This window comes from Serratia sp. PL7 (assembly GCF_945957435.1).
On the sequence record NZ_CAMFLB010000033.1, the window covers coordinates 42,585 to 60,922 of the forward strand.

The window sequence follows — 18,338 nt, forward strand, 5'->3', positions numbered from 1 at the left end:
GCAAACATACTGACCCCTAACTCAAGGCATGACCATGCATCCACGTTTGCAGCAGGATCTCGACGATTTACCCCGCATACTTGACCATACCAACCAATTGGCGCAGGGCTTCCTTGCCAGCTTGAGCCAGCGGCCGGTATGCCCGCCCCTGGCCGAACAACAGTTGCAAACCGGTGACGATCGGCTAACCGAAGAGGGTTGCGGTGCGTTAGCGGCGTTAGACGATTTTTGGCAACGCTATGAGGCTGGCCTTTCCGGCAGTGCCGGGCCGCGTTACTTTGGTTTTGTCACCGGCGGTAGCACTCCTGCGGCGCTGGCTGCCGACTGGTTGGTTAGCACTGCCGACCAGAATAGCCAACTGAGCAATGATACCGTGGCGGCTGCGATCGAGCTGGCGACAATTGAGCAACTGAAAACCCTGCTGCAACTGCCCGCCGACTTCAGCGGTAGCTTTGTCAGCGGTGCCACCATGGCCAACTTCACCGGGATCGCCATCGGCCGCCAGTGGTTAGGGCAACAGCGCGGGATCGATGTGGCACAGTTTGGCTTGGCCGCCTTGGGGCCGATTCAGGTCCTTTCCGCCAATGCCCATGCCAGCAGCGTGAAAGCGCTCAGCATGCTCGGTATTGGGCGTGAAGCGTTAAGGTCTATCGCCAGCCAGGCTGATTGCGAAGCCATTGATATCGAGGCACTGGAGCGTCACCTTGCCGCCACGCCAGATATCCCGACGATAGTGCTCGCCAGCGCAGGTACGGTAAACACCGGCGTTTTCGACGATCTGCCCCGCCTGCTGGCACTGCGTGCACGCTATCCCTTCTGGCTACATGTTGATGCCGCCTTTGGGGGGATTGCGGCCTGTTCTCCCCGCTTGGCTCATCTGCTGGACGGTTGGCATCAGGCGGACTCAATCACCGTAGATGCCCATAAATGGCTGAATGTCCCTTATGACAGCGCCATTCAATTTACCCGTCATCTGGCATTGCAGATGCAGGTGTTCCAGAATCACTCGACCTATCTGGAGGCCCCCACGTTGCGCCCAGATAACTATTTGCACCTGACGCCCGAGAATTCACGGCGTTTTCGCGCCCTGCCCTTATGGATGGCATTGAAAGCCTACGGCAGCAGTGGTACGCGGGAGATCGTCGAGCGTAACGTAACGTTGGCGCGACGTTTAGGTGACGGATTGGCGGCCAGTGAAGGCTTCCGCCTGCTGGCCCCGGTGAATCTGAACATCGTATGCTTTGCGCTGAAGGGCGTTACAGGCGATGCCACCGCCGCACGCAACCGCTTCATCGATCGCTTGGATCGGCATGGCGTGGTGCGCTGCACGCCCACCAGCTATGCGGGCCAACCGGGTATCCGGGCTGCCCTGGTGAATTGGATGACCGAAGAGCAGGATATTACTTTGGCGCTGGCATCGATGCAGGCTTGTCGGGTCGAAGCCTGAAAGTCGCGAGGCGCTGCTTCTGTTGGCCGTCGGCTGAGATATTCTGAGGCGATAGCCAGGCAGCAAACGCCTCGCGCAATACTGGCCATTCACCATCGATGATGGATAACCAGTCCGTGTCGCGGTTGCGTCCCTTTCTGGTCATCGCCTGACGAAAAGTCCCCTCAAAGGTGAAGCCCAGACGCAGTGCAGCCTCGCGAGAGGGGGCATTCAGACGGTCGCATTTCCACTCGCAACGGCGGAATCCCAAATCGTCAAAAGCGTGCTTGAGCATCAGAAAGATGGCTTCACTCCCCATCGCTCGCCGCTTCATCAAGGGTGACCAGTTGATCATCCCCAACTCAACCACCCCGTTGGGTTGGTCGATGTTCAAGAAAGCGCAGGTGCCGACCGCTTTACCGCTAGTAGCATCGATCACCGTCAGGGTGTTTCTCCCCTGGGTTGCCAGCTGTCGCTGCAAATACTGCTGGAAAACAGGCAACTCCGTGGGGCGTTCACTAGACAGATAGGTCCAGTCGCGTCCGTCTTCCGCCAGTTGATAGGCATGAAATAACTCATCAGCACGGCGCGCGATATCCATCGGCTGCAAGCAGCAGAAACGCCCTTGGAGACTCTGTTTTCCCGGTTCACCCGCAGGTTGCCAGCCCTCAAGCGCTGTACCAATGGGTTGCCCAAACTGATTGTGATCCACCCGTCCTCCTGATTGTGAGTTGAAATCGCATCTAGCAGCATTTCGTTGTCTCTGCGCAGTAAGATACGTCAGGAAAATCGATATGTCGCGGATAAGTTATTCACTGACGAATAATTAACAAATGAAATAATTTAACATTGTTATTGAATTAACGACCACATGGTTAGCAGAACTACTTATTTTGACTTGATTCCGATCATAAGCTCCTTCCTCAAGCGCATGAAAGTAACTAAGAATCGTTACCATTTGAGCCAATACATTGATACAATCAATTGAATAAGCATACTTAATGGCGTTTAGTGATGAATCAGCAACTACACTATCAGTCACAAAACCGCCAACTCTGGCGTCATTACGAGCTATAAGAGGCTCTTAAGAATCATCTGATTAGCGGGAAATAGTACCACGATGAAAATAGCTAACCATAGCAGCAAATTTAAGGCTGATTACCCGGCGTCCACTGATAATTTCCAGCCGCAAAATCGCCACAGCATAATAAGTCGACTTAAGCTAAACTGATGCTTTTGGTAGATTAAAAAATATAATTCGAAAAGACGTTGAGTCATGCCGGTTTTATTGATAGAAAGTTGCATTCATAAGATGTGATTTTTTTATAACTTTTAGCCTTTTATCTTCGGGCTTTTGTTTTTATAACCGCGTGGAAACGGACTTAAGTGGGAGGCTCTATGCCAATAATCATTATGGATTCATGCAGTTACACTAGATTAGGATTAACCGATTACCTGACGTCGCACGGGGTGAAAAAGCGTCAGATTAGCGCTGTCCATCATATCGACGGCCTGCATGAGAAGTGCGCAAAACTTAAGCCTAATATGGTATTCCTGAATGAAGACTGCTTCATTCATGAAGCGGATGCGACAGAAAGAATAAAACGCGTGATCTCTCTTAATCCCGATACTTTATTCTTTATTTTCATGGCCATCACCAACGTACATTTCGACGATTATTTATACGTCCGCAAGAACGTGATCATCTCGTCAAAATCGATTAAACCGCAAACCATGAGTCAGTTGCTCAACCACTACCTCGAAAGAAAGCTGGTTCGCCCGGAAAAAAGCTCGCTGGATCAGACACCTGTCACACTAAGCCAAACCGAGTCAAACATGCTGCGCATGTGGATGTCCGGCCAAGGCACCATCCAGATCTCCGATCAAATGCAGATCAAGGTGAAAACCGTCTCTTCCCACAAGGGAAACATCAAAAGAAAGATCAAAACCCACAATAAGCAGATCATCTACCATGTTGTCCGCCTGACCGACACGCTTACCAGCGGCATTTTCGTCAACAGCCGTTGATTAAAGCGACAGCAGAACACGTTGGTTTAGAGTACGACAGAAAAACGCCCGTTTTCAGCGGCAATGATGCCGCTACGGGTATTTTGGCAAGTTTTCAACACCGCGTAACTGTGCGGCCAGGTTTCAGCCCACCAGCCAGACCGGCGGCAAGCTGTTAATTGCAGGAAAAGATTTAATCCTGTTCAGCACTACGCAGCTCTACAAAGGTACCATCGCGGCTATCGATCTCATTGAAGAACCACACGCCCGCCGGGTAATCTTCCAGTGACACCAGATACATGGTGCCTTCATTAAACACTTCAACTTCCAGCACGACCCCTTCCCGACGAGGGCCGCCGTCGGTCTTTACCGTCACCAGATCGTTAACTTTCATGCTCTACCTCGTTATTTATCCCGGATATCAGTCTATTACAGTTGACGAAAAGAACCCACCATGGCGTAATCCGTTGCCCCTCTGAGCCATCTTACGACGATGGCTAGTAAAGCTTAGCAGAATGTCAGGCTGACCTTTCAGAGCGCCTGGCACACCACCGTGAACGGTTTTTCCGCCCACTGGCTCAAATCACAGACACAAAAAAACCCGCCTTGGCGGGTTTTTGTTAATCAGCGAGAGGCCGATTAGATAGCGGTAACGTTAGCCGCTGACGGACCTTTAGCACCGTTCTCGATAGAGAACTGTACGTTCTGGCCTTCAGCCAGGGTCTTGAAGCCTTGATCCTGAATTGCAGAGAAGTGTACGAACACGTCTTTGCTGCCGTCTGCAGGAGTGATGAAACCAAAACCTTTAGACTCGTTGAACCACTTCACTTGACCTTTGATCATGTTAGACATGTTGAATTCCTTCAATAAAAAATTTAAGCCACCATGGGCATGAAATAGCCGGTCATCAGTTACTTATGGAGGCACTAGAAAGGAAATTCGTCAGTGAAGAGCTATCAAGGATAACGCTTTAAATTTGAACTACTTTACTCAAAATGTCGTGCATAAATAGGTCTGTACCACAGGCCGAGAATCATTAACTCATGTCGGGCGTATAATAGCAACTCTTTTTATCTCGTGAGGCTGGAAAGGGAGATCGAACGCACAGAATTTGCTCCCCGCTGGCGAAATTATCGGCGTTATCTTGCGGATTTCACTGACAATGGTGGTAACGTAGCGCCACAATATTTACAAAACTTCGCCTCGGCTTCATGCCCGCCACGGTCGCATTGTGCGCAATGGCGCTGTTCCCGATAGCGCTGCATCTCCTGCGACATGTAGGCGGTCAGGATCCCCGTAGGCACCGCAATAATCGAATACCCTACCAGGATCAGCACCGAAGCCAGCATCCGCCCTAATGGCGTGTGGGGCACAATATCGCCGTAGCCCACGGTGGTTAACGTAACTACCGCCCAGTACATTGATGCGCCAAGGCTGGTAAATCCACCACTGCCTCCCTCCACCGCGTACATCAGGCCACCAAATACGCACAGCATCACGCCGACAAAGCCAAAGAACAGGGTCAGCTTATGGCGCGCCAGCTTGATGCTGCGCCAGACAATGCTCATCTCACTCATGTAGCGCAACAGTTTCAACACCCGCAATACGCGCAGGATCCGCAGTACACGCAGCAGAGCGATATATTCCACCGCCATATGCGGGAATATCCAGATGATATACATCGGCAACATCGTCAGCAGATCGACAATGCCAAAAAAGCTGATGGCATAGCGCTCTTTACTCGGCGTGCACCACAGCCGCAACAGATATTCCACAGTAAAAAGGGTGGTGAAAAAGACCTCCGCCAAAAACAGCTGATAAAGCACTTGAGCATTGGGGGTATACAGCGAGCTGCCGCCGGGTTCGATAAACAGCAACAGCACACTGAGCAGCGCCGTACTCACCCAGAATAGCTGCATCCTGCGCCCCGTTCGGGTTTGATTGCTGAACAACAGCTGATAGCTACGCTGGCGCAGGGGTTGTTTTCGTACTTTGTTGATCATAATCCGATGTCTGGTCAAAAGGTTTACACGCATACTAAATCCGAACCTGCACACCACCAAATTTACCCCATGACAGGATCAGGAGAAAATGAGCGCCAAGCCGCAAAATGGTCCAGCGTCATATTTCCATCACAAAAATGTCACAATCCAGCCATATGATGGCTAGCGATTATCCGCTCCGGGTTAACACCAAGGATTTCGCCTATGAACACCGTAAAAGCCATTAATCACCAGCAGGCAGAAACGCTGATCCGCTCAGGATCGGCGAAAAAGATTGAGCTGGCCTATGACATTGACAGCGACGATTTTTTCCAGCTCGCCAGCCTGTGGTGCGATCAGGGTGCCAAGATTTCCAAAGGTAAAAAACACTTTATCGTCTCGCTGAAAGGTTTTCGTATTCCGCCAAACGACTGATCCTCTGCCCCCTCTGCGGCGGTATCTCTGCTTGTCTAGATAAAACCGCCCTTTCGCACACATGCCAACTCTGTTATCCCTATAAGATAATCCAGCCGGGAATATCCCGAATACGCAGATTGATCAAGGAGAACGGCATGTCAGCCAACGCACAACTACCTGAAAACATGAAGGTCATCGAAATTAGCCAGCCGGGCGAGCCAGAGGTTCTGGTGAGTGCGGAGCGCCCGTTACCGGTATTAGCCCAGGGTGAAATACTGGTGAAAGTCGCTGCCGCCGGCGTCAACCGCCCAGATGTTATGCAACGCCGTGGGCAATATGCCCCACCGCCGGGCGCCTCGGACATTCCAGGGTTGGAAATTGCTGGCACGGTGGTGGCCGTTGGCGTTGGTGTACAACGCTATGCCCCCGGTGACGACGTATGTGCGCTGATCGCCGGTGGGGGCTATGCCGAATATTGCAAGGTGCATGAAAGCAATGCGCTGCCGGTCCCTCAAGGCTTCAGCATGATAGAAGCCGCCGCCATGCCAGAAACCTTCTTCACCGTTTGGGTCAACGTATTTCAACGGGGCCATCTTCGGGCCGGGGAAACCGTGCTGATCCACGGAGGCACATCTGGCATTGGCACGGTTGCCACCCTGTTGGCCAAAGCCTTCTGCGCCTATGTCATTACTACCGTTGGCTCTGAAGATAAGCGTGAGGCCAGCCTGGCGTTGGGGGCTGACGTCGCCATCAACTACCGCACCGAAGATTTTGTCGAACTGACAAAAACCGCCACCAATGGGAAAGGGGCCGATGTCATCGTCGATCTGATCGCGGGGGATTACGTGGAGAAGAACTACCGCGCCGCCGCAATGGATGGGCGTATCGTTCAGATCGGCACGCAAAACGGCGTAGTGAAAGAATTGAACCTGATGCCATTGCTGCTTAAACGCCTGACCCATACCGGCTCAACGCTGCGGGCGCGCAGTGTGGAAGATAAAGCCCAGATCGCTGCCGAACTGGAGCTGAAAGTGTGGCCGTTGCTGGAACGCGGGGAGTTAAAGCCACAGATTTTCCAGACGTTCCCATTGGAACAAGCCGCGCAGGCCCATGCCTTGATGGAGTCCAGTGCGCATATCGGTAAAATTATGCTGACGCTGTAATGGAAACCCTCCGGCCAGAAACCGGAGGGCTAGGCTGTGTCCCTCAATTGACCCTGGTGCCTTGCAACGCGTCCAAATGACCTCTAGCGGCACTCACGTGCAATTAAGGGACACAGCCTCATATCAGCCGAACAGTTTGCCTTTCAGCAAATCCATGCCGGCGCTCATCAAATCGCCGCCCTGTGGCTCCTGACCATTAGGTGACAGTTTGTCGGTGATCATCGGCAAATACTGGGCAATCAGGGCAGAAGCCTGCGCCGGATCGATCCCCAACTTACCGGCCAACTGTGCAATGGCATCGGTGCTCAACGCCTGCTCAACGTGTTCGCCGCTGATTGTCTGATTTTCACCCGTGCCGATCCAGGAGGCGACCACGTCCGCCAAATTTCCCTGACGGAATTTATCCAGAATGGCCGGCAAGCCCCCCTGCTGCTCAACCCACTGCAAGATGGCGCTGTAATCCATACCTTTACCTCCGCTCAATGCCCCAACTAACCCATCCAATAATCCCATCGCTATCCCCCTTCTCAAACGCTGTACGTTTGTCGTATTTAAAAGAAAAGGGCCGCCTTAGCGACCCCTGTTGATCGAACCCGGCTTAGCTTCTGATCTTTCTGTAGACAAAAAGCACCACCAGAGCACCGACAACGGCAACTACAAAGCTGCCCAGGTTAAAGCCATCAACCCGGCCCATACCGAAGAAGGTACTGATATAGCCGCCGACAACCGCACCCACCACACCCAGGATCACGGTCATGATAAAACCGCCGCCGTCTTTACCCGGCATGATCCACTTGGCCAGAATACCGGCGATTAACCCAAAAACGATCCAGGAAATAATACCCATTTTTACTCTCCCTCATTGACCCGTTGCCCGAAATTGCTGGCAATACCGTTATCAAAACGTTCTCCGTCAGCGACCACCCACTGACAGAATTAACGCCTCTGTACCTTATTACTATAGTCAAAAATCAGCGGGTTACCTACATCTTGTAGTCTGAAAAACTGCGCATAAAAATTGTGCGATTTTCATCCAACTGTCATGTTGCGTGGCGATAATCAGCTATACTGAATAATGCTCAACTGAACTTCGACCGAGGATAGCGTCATGAGCAACCCTCCTTTCATGCTGTTTTTGGTTTTGGTCTATTCCTTGGCCGCCGTGTGGGATGGTTCCGCCGCGTTGTTGTTTATGTGAACGTGTCCGACCAGGCTAGCCATTCCTGACCAAGGCGCTGTTTTTCTATTTTGGCGCTCCTCGGCCCAGCAGTTAAGCGGGCGCAGCATGCGACTCCCCTAAGTTCGGACATGCTCACCCCCTACAAATTCAGCAACCTTGTCGGGCATGGGATTGAAGAGGAGGAACTATGTTGATTCAACCCTATCTGTTTTTTACCGGTAACTGTGAGCAAGCGGTGAATTTTTATGCCCAGCAGCTAAACGGCAATATAGAAATCATGATGCGTTACAAAGATATCCCGGCAGAGGAGCAGCAAAATGGGCCGCCCAATGCCGATCCTGACTCGATTATGCATGCCAGGCTGGTGATCGGGGATAACGTGATTATGGCATCGGATGGGTGTCCGGCCGACCCTACTGGCCCGGCACATAGCGGTTATTCACTGTCGATCCGCAGTGAGAACGTCGAGCAAGGCCGCGAGGTATTTAACCGGCTAGCCCAAGGTGGCAGCATCACCATGCCTTTCCAACCGACCTTCTGGGCCAAGGGCTTTGGCATGCTGACCGATAAGTTCGGTGTCAACTGGATGGTCAACGTCGAGTAGCCACATGATGCAGTGCCTTGCTGTGAGGGTAGGCACTGCCCAGTGCTAACGATGCCAGCTTGAAGCCACCAGAGAGAACAAGACAAACAACACCAGCAACAAAACCAGAGCCAACCGCCAGAACGGTGTTTTACGCCGCTGATAGGCGATAATCATCAACCCGGCCAACGCCAGGAGCGTTAACGGGTAATATACCGCCAGCATCAGTAAAACCTGCATCATAGCGTCAGATAGTGCTGCCATGCGCCTCCCCGGCACCAATTTATGCTGAACATATCCTGGAAATATAACGGGACATGCAAGATGGAAATAGAAGGGTTAAGATTGTTCGCAATACCCGTCCCCAACTGATTCCATGACAGGAATGCTATGCCAGCACCCCAGCTCCCGCCCCAAAAACAGCCATTATCCGGGAAAAACAAAAACTCGCCGTTACTCTATCAGGCTGGCGTGTTCGTTATTATCGTCGTGCTTACCCTGATCATGTTCAACGCCTGGCAAATCTGGAACGCTCATCAACGCAACCTGCAAATTGCCGAAAATGACTCGCAGAATCTGGCCCGATCGCTGGCACAGCACGCCGAAGATACCTTTGCGCAGGTAGACAGTAACCTGGCCGATCTTAGCGAACGGATTGAAACCGATGGCTTGGGCCAATCCCAGCGTTTACGCCTGCAAAAAATCATGCAGACTCAGGCCAGTAACTTTCCGCAACTGCATGGCAGTTTTATCTATGATGCCCAGGGCAACTGGATCCTGACGTCCAACGGTAAACCCCTCAGCCATGCCAATAATGCCGACCGGGCGTATTTTAAATACCACGTCACTCATAACAATAATATGATTTATATCGGCGAGGTGATCCGCAGCCGCTCGACCGGCGATTTGGTTATCCCGGTGTCGCGCCGCCTGAACCATGCGGACGGCAGCTTTGCCGGCGTGGTCATTTCGACGCTGTATGTCGATTATTTCCGCCAGTTTTACAACACCTTTGCCCTTAACAACGACGCCTCACTCAGCCTGATACTGGCCGACGGCTCCATTTTGTACCGCCGCCCTTACAATGAGGATGCCATCGGGAAAAACATCTCCCACAGCATTTTTTTCCGTGAAGTTCTGCCGCACTCGTCCTTTGGCAACGTCACCATGGTCTCGCAGTTTGACAATGTAGAAAGGGTTTATGGTTATTCGCAGGTGGAGCGTTATCCGCTGGTGATCACCGCCGGGCTGTCGAAAAAAGACGTTCTGGCCGACTGGCGCAACGATGCGTCACTTTTTGCACTCGGTGGAGGAGTCCTGCTGTCCATACTGTTGGCCCTGGGGTTGGTGCTGATACGTCAGATTAACCAAAGCGTACAGACCGAAGTCGAGCTGGTGCGCACCCGTGATCAACTGACGCTGATGAACCACACGCTGGAAGAACTGGCTTTGCTAGATGGCTTGACCGGCCTGGCCAATCGCCGTCAGTTTGATATCGCGCTAAAAAACGAAATGACGCGAGCGGCGCGCAACGATCGCAGCGTTGCCCTGTTGATGCTGGATATTGATTATTTTAAACAGTTTAACGATATCTACGGCCATGTGGCTGGGGATCAGTGTTTGCAGCAGTTGGGCCGCATGTTGCAAGGCATGGTCAACCGTCCTGGCGATCTGATGGCGCGTTACGGCGGTGAGGAGCTGGCAATTATTCTGCCGGATACCGATCTTCAGGGCGCAATCGCCTTTGCCGAACGGGTTCTGGAGGGCATCCGGCAGTTGAAGATCGCCCACACAGGCAGCCCGCTGGGGATTATCACCGCCAGCATCGGTGCCAGTGCTAAAATCCCGCATCCGTATAACGATACGCCGCTGAGCCTGGTCAGCCTGGCGGATAACGCCCTGTATACGGCGAAAAAAAGCGGCAAGAACCGGGTTTGCAGCCTCTAGGCTCAGAATAGTTAGGGTAGATCATTTCAGCAAATAATGGGCATCTTAACATGATGCCCCTGACGATCCAGCCTTAGTGCACCGTGTTGAAGTCCCCTTCCTGGCGCGCCACCAGCGTCAGAATGCTATACAGCGCCACGGCCTGCTGATGCTGATTGAGCACCTGCACATCCCAGACCACCACGCCATGCGGACGATCCTCAGCGGTTTTTTGCGGCTTGCGGATTTTCTTTTTACAGGTCAACCGCACCTGAATGGTATCGCCAATTTTCACCGGCTCGATAAAACGCAGGTTTTCCATGCCGTAGTTGGCAATCACCGGCCCGACGCCCGGATCGACGAACAGCCCGGCGGCGGCAGAAACCACAAAGTAACCGTGGGCCACTCGCTCACCAAACAGTGATTCTGCCGCGCCGATCTTGTCCATATGCGCGTAGAAATGGTCGCCGCTCAGGCAGGCAAAGTTGACGAGGTCGGCTTCGGTAATGGTACGGCGGGCGGTCAGCAAGCTTTCGCCAATCTGCAACTGCTCAAAGTATTTGCGGAACGGGTGTACCTGTTCCTCCACCACGTCGGCACCTCGTACCCATTCACGGCTGATGGCCGCCAGCATCGACGGGCTGCCCTGGATCGCCGTGCGCTGCATATAGTGTTTTACCGCCCGTAACCCACCAAGCTCTTCCCCGCCGCCAGCTCGCCCTGGCCCACCATGTACCAGCAAAGGCAATGGTGAACCGTGGCCGGTCGATTCCGTAGCCGCATGGCGATCCAGCACCAACATGCGGCCATGGGCGCAGGCGGTTGCTCGAATAAACTGTGAAGCCAACTCCGCATCAGCCGTCACCAACGATCCGGCCAGACTACCTTGCCCCAGCAACGCCAACTCAATGGCCTGTGCGGTAGTTTGATAAGGCATCAGCGTCGCCACCGGGCCAAACGCCTCGGTGCCATGTACGGCCTGATGGCGGAACGGATCGGCGCAGTACAGCAGGGTGATCGGATAAAAAGCACCTGATTGAGCGCCATCGCCCACCACCTTCAACTTATCCAGCGTTGCACCACAGAGTGGCTCACAGCCATTGCGCAGCAGGAATTCCACCTTTTTCTGCACGTCGTCACGCTGTTCCTGATTGACCAACGCTCCCATCCGCACCTGCTCCAGCTGTGGGTCACCAATCTTTACGCCAGCCAGGCGCTGCAACAGCGCTTGCTGTACCTCGGCAATGCGGGCCACCGGAACGATAATGCGCCGGATAGCGGTACATTTTTGCCCCGCCTTGCTGATCATTTCGCGGCTGACCTCTTTGATAAACAGCGCAAACTCCGGCATTTCTGGCGTCACGCCCTCCCCTAGCACGCAACAGTTTAACGAGTCCGCTTCCATGGTAAAGGCGATCGATTTCTCCAGCAGGCGCGGATGAGAACGCAGCTTCTGCCCGGTTTGCGCCGAGCCGGTAAAGGTGACCGCATCCTGATAATCGAGGTGATCGAACATATCACCCACGCCGCCGCAGATTAGCTGTAACGCCCCTTCAGGCACCAACCCGCTGTCGATAATCAGCTTCACCATCGCCTGGGTTAGCTGTGCCGAAGCGGTGGCGGGTTTGATGATGGCAGGCATCCCCGCCAACCAAGTGGGTGCCAGTTTCTCCAACATTCCCCAGCAAGGGAAGTTAAAGGCATTGATATGCAGTGCGACACCGGGGCGAGAAGTCAGCACATGGCGTGCGGCAAACTGTGACTGCTTGGAGAGTGGGATCAGCTCATCTTCCGGCCACAGCGTATCGTCCGGCAGTTCGCGCCCTGCCAATCCCGCATAGGAGAACAGCGTGGCAATACCACCTTCGATATCAACCCAGCTGTCATTACGCGTAGCACCGGTTTGATAGGAGATCTGATATAGCGCTTCTTTATTAGCCAGCAGGTGTTTAGCCACCGCTTTCATCATCTGAGCGCGCTGTTGAAACGTCATATTTGCCAGCGCCGTGCCACCCAGCTTGCGGGCATAGCTCAGGCTGGCAGCCAACGGCAGCCCGTCGGAGCAGACCTGATACAAAGGCTCGCCGGTAACGGCATGCTGGATCTCGCGGGATTGACCCTGTCCGTACACCCAGGCGCCAGAAAGGTAACTGGTTAACTGCTGCATTTGCTCCTCCGGAATTCATAAATAGACACTATCAAGATTAATGATGTATCACATAATTTCCACTTTACGCCAGGTTAAAATTTAACAAAAGCAAAACAAAATCATTAAATCGCAAAGTTAACACCACCGTTATCGATAGATACCAAAAATAAATAGTCATTTAAATCAACAAAATAATAAAACGCATTGTGATGCTCATCGCAAAACCACAGCATTTGCATTTGATCTTGTTGTTATCAACTTGTAGCTTTAAGGTTAGTTAAAGTGATTCACATTTTTGGTTTTAATGTGAAAAACATGAATCACCAAGAGGCAAGCATGACAACTGACACACAATTTCAGCAGCACTTTGACGACAAGATCGCCGCCGATATCTCCATCGAAGCCAAAGACTGGATGCCGGATGCCTATCGCCGCAATCTGATCCGGCAAATCGGCCAGCATGCGCATTCCGAGGTGGTCGGCATGTTGCCAGAAGCCAATTGGCTGACCCGTGCCCCTTCCCTGCGGCGTAAAGCGGTGTTACTGGCGAAAGTCCAGGATGAGGCCGGGCATGGCCTTTATCTGTACAGCGCGGCGGAAACCCTCGGCTGCACCCGCCAGGATATCTACCAAAAGATGCTCGCCGGTCAGATGAAATACTCCTCCATCTTCAACTACCCAACGCTGAACTGGGCTGACATTGGCGTGATCGGCTGGCTGGTAGACGGTGCAGCCATCGTCAATCAGGTAGCCCTATGCCGTGCCTCTTACGGCCCCTATGCCAGAGCGATGGTGAAAATCTGTAAAGAAGAGAGCTTCCACCAGCGTCAGGGCTATGAAGCCGTGATGGTGATGGCCCAGGGCAGCGAAGCGCAAAAGGCCATGCTACAGGACGCCATCAACCGCTTCTGGTGGCCAGCGCTGATGATGTTTGGCCCCAACGATAGCGATTCACCCCACAGCGCGCAGAGCATGGCCTGGAAGATCAAACGCCACAGCAATGACGAGCTGCGGCAGAAGTTTATCGACAACACCGTACCGCAGTTGGAAGCCTTGGGCATGACCGCCCCCGATGCCGATTTGGCATGGGATGAGGCCAGCGGACATTACCGCTTTGGCGAGATCGACTGGGCAGAGCTGCACGAAGTGATCCAGGGGCGTGGGCAGTGCAACCACGAACGTCTGCAAGCCAAGCGTAAAGCCTGGGACGACGGCAGTTGGGTACGGGATGGTGCCATGGCACATGCCAGCAAACGCGCGGCAAATGCAGCTTAATCGAGGAGAGAAAAATGACTCACGCCGAATGGCCGTTGTATGAAGTGTTTATCCGCAGCAAGCAGGGTTTGGCCCATCGTCACGTGGGCAGCCTGCATGCAGCAGACGATCAGATGGCGCTGGAAAACGCCCGCGATGCCTACACCCGCCGCAGTGAGGGCTGTTCGATCTGGGTGGTGCAATCCTGCCACCTGATCGCCTCTCAAGCAGAGGATCGGGCGGCATTCTTCGATCCTTCCGACGATAAAATCTACCGTCATCCCACGTTCTACACCATCCCCGACGGCATCAAGAACATGTAGAGGCAGGCCATGACGATGAGTAACGCAGCAACAATCAGCTATGCCCTGCGCTTGGGCGATACACCGCTCATTCTGGCACAGCGCCTGTGCGCTTGGTGTGGCCATGCTCCTGAGCTGGAGATCGACCTGGCACTGGCCAATATTGGCCTCGATCTGCTGGGTCAGGCACGCAATTTCCTGGCCTATGCCGCCGAGCTTTCCGGCCCGCAACACAGCGAAGACAGTCTGGCCTTTGGCCGCGACGAACGTGAATTTCACAACCTGCTGTTGGCAGAACAGCCCAACGGCGGCTTTAACGACACGCTGGTACGCCAGTTCCTGCTCGATACCTACCACGTACTGCTGCACCGGGAATTGAGCCGCAGCAAAGACAGCCAACTGGCCGCCATTGCCGCCAAATCGCTGAAGGAAGCGGATTATCACCTGCGCTTCAGCCACGACTGGATGATCCGCCTGGGTGACGGCAGTGAAATCAGCCACCAGAAGATCCAACAGTCATTAAACGACCTGTGGCGCTTCACCGCCGAGCTGTTCCACGCCGATGAGATTGAACTGCAACTGGCCGAGCTGGGCATTGCCGTCGATCCACGCCAGTTGCAGGCACCGTGGCAGGCCATGGTGAACGACACGCTGCAACAGGCCACGCTCGCGCTGCCCACCGAGCAGGCATTTCGCCACGGCGGTAAGCAAGGGCGGCACACTGAACACCTCGGCCCGATGCTGGCAGAAATGCAGTTTCTGCCACGCGCTTACCCGAACTGTAGCTGGTAGAGGCAAAGATGAATATCACCCGACTGCAACCGGCCGAGATCCCGCAGATCTGGCACTGCTTACAGCAGATCAACGATCCCGAACTGCCGGTACTGTCCATTACCGATCTGGGCATGGTACGTGACGTGGAGCGTGACGGTGCAGGCTGGCACATCACCTTTACCCCCACCTATTCCGGCTGCCCGGCGACCGAATACCTGCTCAACGCCATTGAACAGACGCTGAACGAGGCAGGTTTCAGCCCGGTAAAGATCACCATCTGCCTCAGCCCGGCCTGGACCACCGACTGGATGAATGCGGATGCTCGCCAGCGTCTGCGTGAATACGGCGTGGCGCCACCGCAGGGGAAAACCTGTGAAAAGCCTTTGGCTCACGGCCCGGTGCAGTGCCCCCGTTGCGGCAGTGAGCACACGGAAAAGATCAGCGAGTTCGGTTCCACCGCCTGCAAAGCGCTTTACCGCTGCTGCGAATGTCGGGAACCGTTCGACTATTTCAAATGTATTTAGGAGCACTGAAAACCATGACGGTCTTTCATCGCCTGAATGTCGCAGCCATCGAGCGCGAAACGCCGGACGCCGTAGCCATCACGCTGCGCGTCCCGGACGAACTGAAATCCCATTACGGCTATACCCCTGGTCAACACCTGACGCTCAAGGCGCGGGTCAACGGTGAAGAGCTGCGCCGCTGCTATTCCATCTGTAGCGCACCGCAGGACGGCGTATTACAAATCGGCATCAAGGCGATCCATCAGGGGCGTTTCTCTTCGTTTATCAACCAAAGCCTGCAGGTGGGCGACGAGTTGGAAGTGATGCTGCCGCAGGGCCGCTTTGGCTACCAGCCGCAGGCACAAACCCAGGGCAACTATCTGGCGATCGCCGCTGGCTCCGGTATCACGCCGATGCTATCGATCATCAAGGCGACGTTGCAATTGGAACCCAACAGCCAGTTCACGCTGATCTACGGCAACCGCACCAGCCGCTCGGTGATGTTTAAGGAAGCCCTCTCGGATCTGAAAAACCGTTATCCACAGCGCTTCCAACCGCTGTATCTCTTTAGCCAGGAAAATCTCGACAGCCCGCTGCTCAGTGGCCGCATCGATCGTGACCACCTGACCGCGCTGGGTAACACGTTAGTGAACTTCAACGAGTTCGACCACGCCTTTATCTGCGGCCCGGAAACGATGATGGACGACGCGCACACCGTGCTGGAGCTGGCCGGTATGCCTGCCGAACATATTCACAGCGAGCGTTTCAACACCAGCGGCATCGTCGCCCGGCCGGCCAACGCAGGCAGCCGCAACGCGACTCAGGTAGAGATCCGGCTCGACGGCCGCAGCCTCAAAATCGACGTCGGCAGCGAGGATGACAGCATTCTGGATGCCGCATTACGTCAGGGGGCCGATTTGCCCTACGCCTGCAAAGGCGGCGTCTGCGCCACCTGCAAATGCAAGCTGAAGGCCGGTGAAGTGGATATGGCGATCAACTACAGCCTGGAGCCGGATCAACTGGCGGCAGGCTATGTCTTGAGCTGCCAGTCTTGGCCACGCGGAGAAGGCGTGGTGCTGGACTTTGACGTTTAGGAGCCGACGATGGAAACCCCTTGGATCCTGCGCGAACAGCAGCAACGCGTGGTCACACTGACGCTGCACCGCCCCGATGCCCGCAATGCGTTGAGCACAGCCTGCCTGGAGCAGTTGGTTTATCAACTGGAACAAGCCGATAGTGACGCCGACGTCGGTGCCGTGGTGATCGCCGGTGCCGCCCGGTTCTTCGCTGCCGGTGCCGATCTGCGCGAATTACAGCAGCAGGATGTCGCCGCCACCCAGCTCGATCACCGCCCTTTGCTATGGCAGCGATTGGCCCAGTTCAGCAAACCCTTGCTGGCGGCAGTGAACGGTTACGCGCTCGGTGCAGGCTGTGAACTAGCTCTGGCCTGCGACATTACCCTCTGCGGCGAAAGCGCCCGCTTCGGCCTGCCGGAAATCACTTTAGGCCTGATGCCCGGTGCCGGTGGTACTCAACGCCTGATCCGCAGCGTGGGCAAGTCCCGCGCCTATCAAATGGTGCTGACCGGCGAAGCCATCGACGCCCGCTGCGCACTGCAAACCGGGCTGGTAAGCGAGGTTTGTGTCGACGCATTAACGCTGGAGCGTACTCAACAACTGGCCCAACGCATCAGCCAACAGGCACCGCTGGCGCTGCGCGCGGCCAAACAGGCACTAAAACAGGCACAGGAAACCAGCCTAAGCCAAGGCTTGCAGATGGAACGCCAGCAGTTTATCACCCTGGCCGCCACCGAAGATCGCCGGGAAGGCATTGCCGCCTTCTTCGAAAAACGTACACCGAACTATCAAGGGCGCTGATTTATGGAAAACGCATTAATTCTTAGCCACATCGAAGCCGGGGTGTTGACCATTACCCTGAACCGCCCCGATCGGCTCAACAGCTTTAACGATGAAATGCACCACCAGCTCAGCGAGGCGCTAACCGTAGCGGAGCGAGATGACAGCGTGCGTTGTGTGCTGATCACCGGTGCCGGGCGCGGCTTCTGCGCCGGGCAGGATCTGAACGATCGTAACGTCAGTGTGGATCAGGCCCCCCCGGATCTTGGGCTGTCCGTAGAACGTTTTTACAACCCGCTGATCCGACGCCTGAGCGCCCTACCCAAGCCGATTGTCTGCGCGGTCAATGGCGTTGCTGCCGGAGCAGGTGCCGCGCTGGCAATGGCCTGCGATATCGTGGTGGCCGCCGACAACGCCAGCTTTATCCAATCCTTCTGCAAACTGGGCCTGGTGCCAGACTCCGGCGGCAGTTGGTATCTGCCACGCCTTGCCGGGCATGCGCGAGCCATGGGTATGGCGCTGCTGGGGGACAAAATCAGTGCTCAGCAGGCGCTGGAGTGGGGAATGATCTGGCAGGTCGTGGCTGCCGCAGAACTGGCCGATCACACCCAAAGCATGGCCAAACAGCTTGCCACCCAACCTACCTACGGCCTGGGGCTGATTAAAAAGGCCATGTACCGCTCGGCCAGCAATACGCTTGACCAGCAGCTCGATTTAGAGCGCGATTTGCAACGCTTGGGTGGCCGTAGTGACGACTATCGCGAGGGCGTCAGCGCCTTCTTTGCCAAACGCCAACCGAACTTCAGCGGGAAATAG

21 protein-coding genes are annotated in these 18,338 nt (G+C 54.6%); 13 read left to right on the forward strand and 8 right to left on the reverse strand.

The genetic code is table 11. The annotated features are described in order from the left end of the window. Positions 1–34 precede the first annotated feature (34 nt). A complete protein-coding gene (locus tag N6G83_RS48870; protein ID WP_211134736.1) occupies positions 35–1,447 on the forward strand; it encodes a pyridoxal-dependent decarboxylase in 1,413 nt (470 codons plus the stop codon). Here the strand turns inward: N6G83_RS48870 and N6G83_RS48875 are convergent. Continuing rightward, positions 1,401–2,138: a GNAT family N-acetyltransferase gene (locus tag N6G83_RS48875; protein ID WP_211134737.1), complete on the reverse strand. Its 738-nt coding sequence runs from the start codon at positions 2,136–2,138 to the stop codon at positions 1,401–1,403. The genes N6G83_RS48870 and N6G83_RS48875 overlap by 47 nt on opposite strands. A gap of 686 nt (positions 2,139–2,824) precedes the next feature. On the opposite strand from N6G83_RS48875, the gene rcsA reads away from it, so the two are divergent. After that, a complete protein-coding gene (gene rcsA, locus N6G83_RS48880) occupies positions 2,825–3,454 on the forward strand; it encodes a transcriptional regulator RcsA (protein ID WP_173409065.1) in 630 nt (209 codons plus the stop codon). A 172-nt stretch (positions 3,455–3,626) separates the two neighbouring features. On the opposite strand, the gene dsrB is transcribed toward rcsA, so the two are convergent. The 3 genes from dsrB to N6G83_RS48895 all read right to left on the reverse strand — a co-directional run bounded on the left by dsrB (position 3,627) and on the right by N6G83_RS48895 (position 5,352). Further along, the gene (gene dsrB / locus N6G83_RS48885; RefSeq protein ID WP_021180904.1) at positions 3,627–3,827 is read right to left on the reverse strand and encodes a protein DsrB; all 201 of its coding nucleotides are present in this window, start codon (positions 3,825–3,827) and stop codon (positions 3,627–3,629) included. Positions 3,828–4,072: 245 nt separating this feature from the next. Then, entirely contained in the window at positions 4,073–4,285 is a 213-nt protein-coding gene (gene cspE / locus N6G83_RS48890) for a transcription antiterminator/RNA stability regulator CspE (RefSeq protein WP_004946278.1), read from the reverse strand. Positions 4,286–4,572: 287 nt separating this feature from the next. Continuing rightward, the gene (locus tag N6G83_RS48895; protein ID WP_080673349.1) at positions 4,573–5,352 is read right to left on the reverse strand and encodes an ion transporter; all 780 of its coding nucleotides are present in this window, start codon (positions 5,350–5,352) and stop codon (positions 4,573–4,575) included. 288 nt (positions 5,353–5,640) lie between these two features. Here N6G83_RS48895 and N6G83_RS48900 point away from each other — a divergent pair, with 288 nt between their 5' ends. After that, positions 5,641–5,850: a hypothetical protein gene (locus tag N6G83_RS48900; protein WP_021805739.1), complete on the forward strand. Its 210-nt coding sequence runs from the start codon at positions 5,641–5,643 to the stop codon at positions 5,848–5,850. Positions 5,851–5,987: 137 nt separating this feature from the next. Beyond that, a complete protein-coding gene (locus N6G83_RS48905; RefSeq protein WP_211134738.1) occupies positions 5,988–6,995 on the forward strand; it encodes an NAD(P)H-quinone oxidoreductase in 1,008 nt (335 codons plus the stop codon). Positions 6,996–7,118: 123 nt separating this feature from the next. Here N6G83_RS48905 and N6G83_RS48910 read toward each other — a convergent pair whose 3' ends face one another. Together N6G83_RS48910 and N6G83_RS48915 are read right to left on the reverse strand one after the other, a co-directional pair. Continuing rightward, entirely contained in the window at positions 7,119–7,508 is a 390-nt protein-coding gene (locus N6G83_RS48910; protein WP_211134739.1) for a YidB family protein, read from the reverse strand. An 85-nt stretch (positions 7,509–7,593) separates the two neighbouring features. Then, a complete protein-coding gene (locus tag N6G83_RS48915; RefSeq protein ID WP_021180898.1) occupies positions 7,594–7,842 on the reverse strand; it encodes a GlsB/YeaQ/YmgE family stress response membrane protein in 249 nt (82 codons plus the stop codon). A gap of 520 nt (positions 7,843–8,362) precedes the next feature. On the opposite strand from N6G83_RS48915, the gene N6G83_RS48920 reads away from it, so the two are divergent. Then, entirely contained in the window at positions 8,363–8,779 is a 417-nt protein-coding gene (locus N6G83_RS48920) for a VOC family protein (RefSeq protein ID WP_024528932.1), read from the forward strand. Positions 8,780–8,824: 45 nt separating this feature from the next. On the opposite strand, the gene N6G83_RS48925 is transcribed toward N6G83_RS48920, so the two are convergent. Continuing rightward, positions 8,825–9,022 (reverse strand): hypothetical protein, encoded by a 198-nt coding sequence (locus N6G83_RS48925; protein WP_074031581.1) that lies wholly within the window; start codon positions 9,020–9,022, stop codon positions 8,825–8,827. 126 nt (positions 9,023–9,148) lie between these two features. Between N6G83_RS48925 and N6G83_RS48930 the strand changes: the two genes are divergently transcribed. Further along, entirely contained in the window at positions 9,149–10,705 is a 1,557-nt protein-coding gene (locus N6G83_RS48930) for a GGDEF domain-containing protein (RefSeq protein ID WP_211134740.1), read from the forward strand. A gap of 73 nt (positions 10,706–10,778) precedes the next feature. Here the strand turns inward: N6G83_RS48930 and paaZ are convergent, their stop codons facing one another. Next, a complete protein-coding gene (paaZ, locus tag N6G83_RS48935; RefSeq protein ID WP_211134741.1) occupies positions 10,779–12,851 on the reverse strand; it encodes a phenylacetic acid degradation bifunctional protein PaaZ in 2,073 nt (690 codons plus the stop codon). 318 nt (positions 12,852–13,169) lie between these two features. On the opposite strand from paaZ, the gene paaA reads away from it, so the two are divergent. Genes paaA through paaG form a run of 7 tightly spaced genes read left to right on the forward strand, consistent with a single transcriptional unit; the run spans position 13,170 to position 18,338 of the window. After that, entirely contained in the window at positions 13,170–14,108 is a 939-nt protein-coding gene (gene paaA / locus N6G83_RS48940; RefSeq protein ID WP_024528936.1) for a 1,2-phenylacetyl-CoA epoxidase subunit PaaA, read from the forward strand. Between the two features lie 14 nt (positions 14,109–14,122). Further along, a complete protein-coding gene (gene paaB / locus N6G83_RS48945) occupies positions 14,123–14,410 on the forward strand; it encodes a 1,2-phenylacetyl-CoA epoxidase subunit PaaB (protein ID WP_021180891.1) in 288 nt (95 codons plus the stop codon). A gap of 9 nt (positions 14,411–14,419) precedes the next feature. Continuing rightward, entirely contained in the window at positions 14,420–15,181 is a 762-nt protein-coding gene (gene paaC / locus N6G83_RS48950) for a 1,2-phenylacetyl-CoA epoxidase subunit PaaC (protein ID WP_260524229.1), read from the forward strand. An 8-nt stretch (positions 15,182–15,189) separates the two neighbouring features. Continuing rightward, positions 15,190–15,687, forward strand: coding sequence for a 1,2-phenylacetyl-CoA epoxidase subunit PaaD (paaD, locus tag N6G83_RS48955; RefSeq protein ID WP_211134742.1), 498 nt, complete (start codon positions 15,190–15,192; stop codon positions 15,685–15,687). 14 nt (positions 15,688–15,701) lie between these two features. Beyond that, positions 15,702–16,760, forward strand: a complete 1,059-nt coding sequence (gene paaE, locus N6G83_RS48960) for a 1,2-phenylacetyl-CoA epoxidase subunit PaaE (RefSeq protein ID WP_024528939.1) — start codon at positions 15,702–15,704, stop codon at positions 16,758–16,760. Between the two features lie 9 nt (positions 16,761–16,769). Continuing rightward, a complete protein-coding gene (paaF, locus tag N6G83_RS48965; RefSeq protein ID WP_211134743.1) occupies positions 16,770–17,543 on the forward strand; it encodes a 2,3-dehydroadipyl-CoA hydratase PaaF in 774 nt (257 codons plus the stop codon). Between the two features lie 3 nt (positions 17,544–17,546). After that, positions 17,547–18,338: a 2-(1,2-epoxy-1,2-dihydrophenyl)acetyl-CoA isomerase PaaG gene (paaG, locus tag N6G83_RS48970; RefSeq protein ID WP_024528941.1), complete on the forward strand. Its 792-nt coding sequence runs from the start codon at positions 17,547–17,549 to the stop codon at positions 18,336–18,338.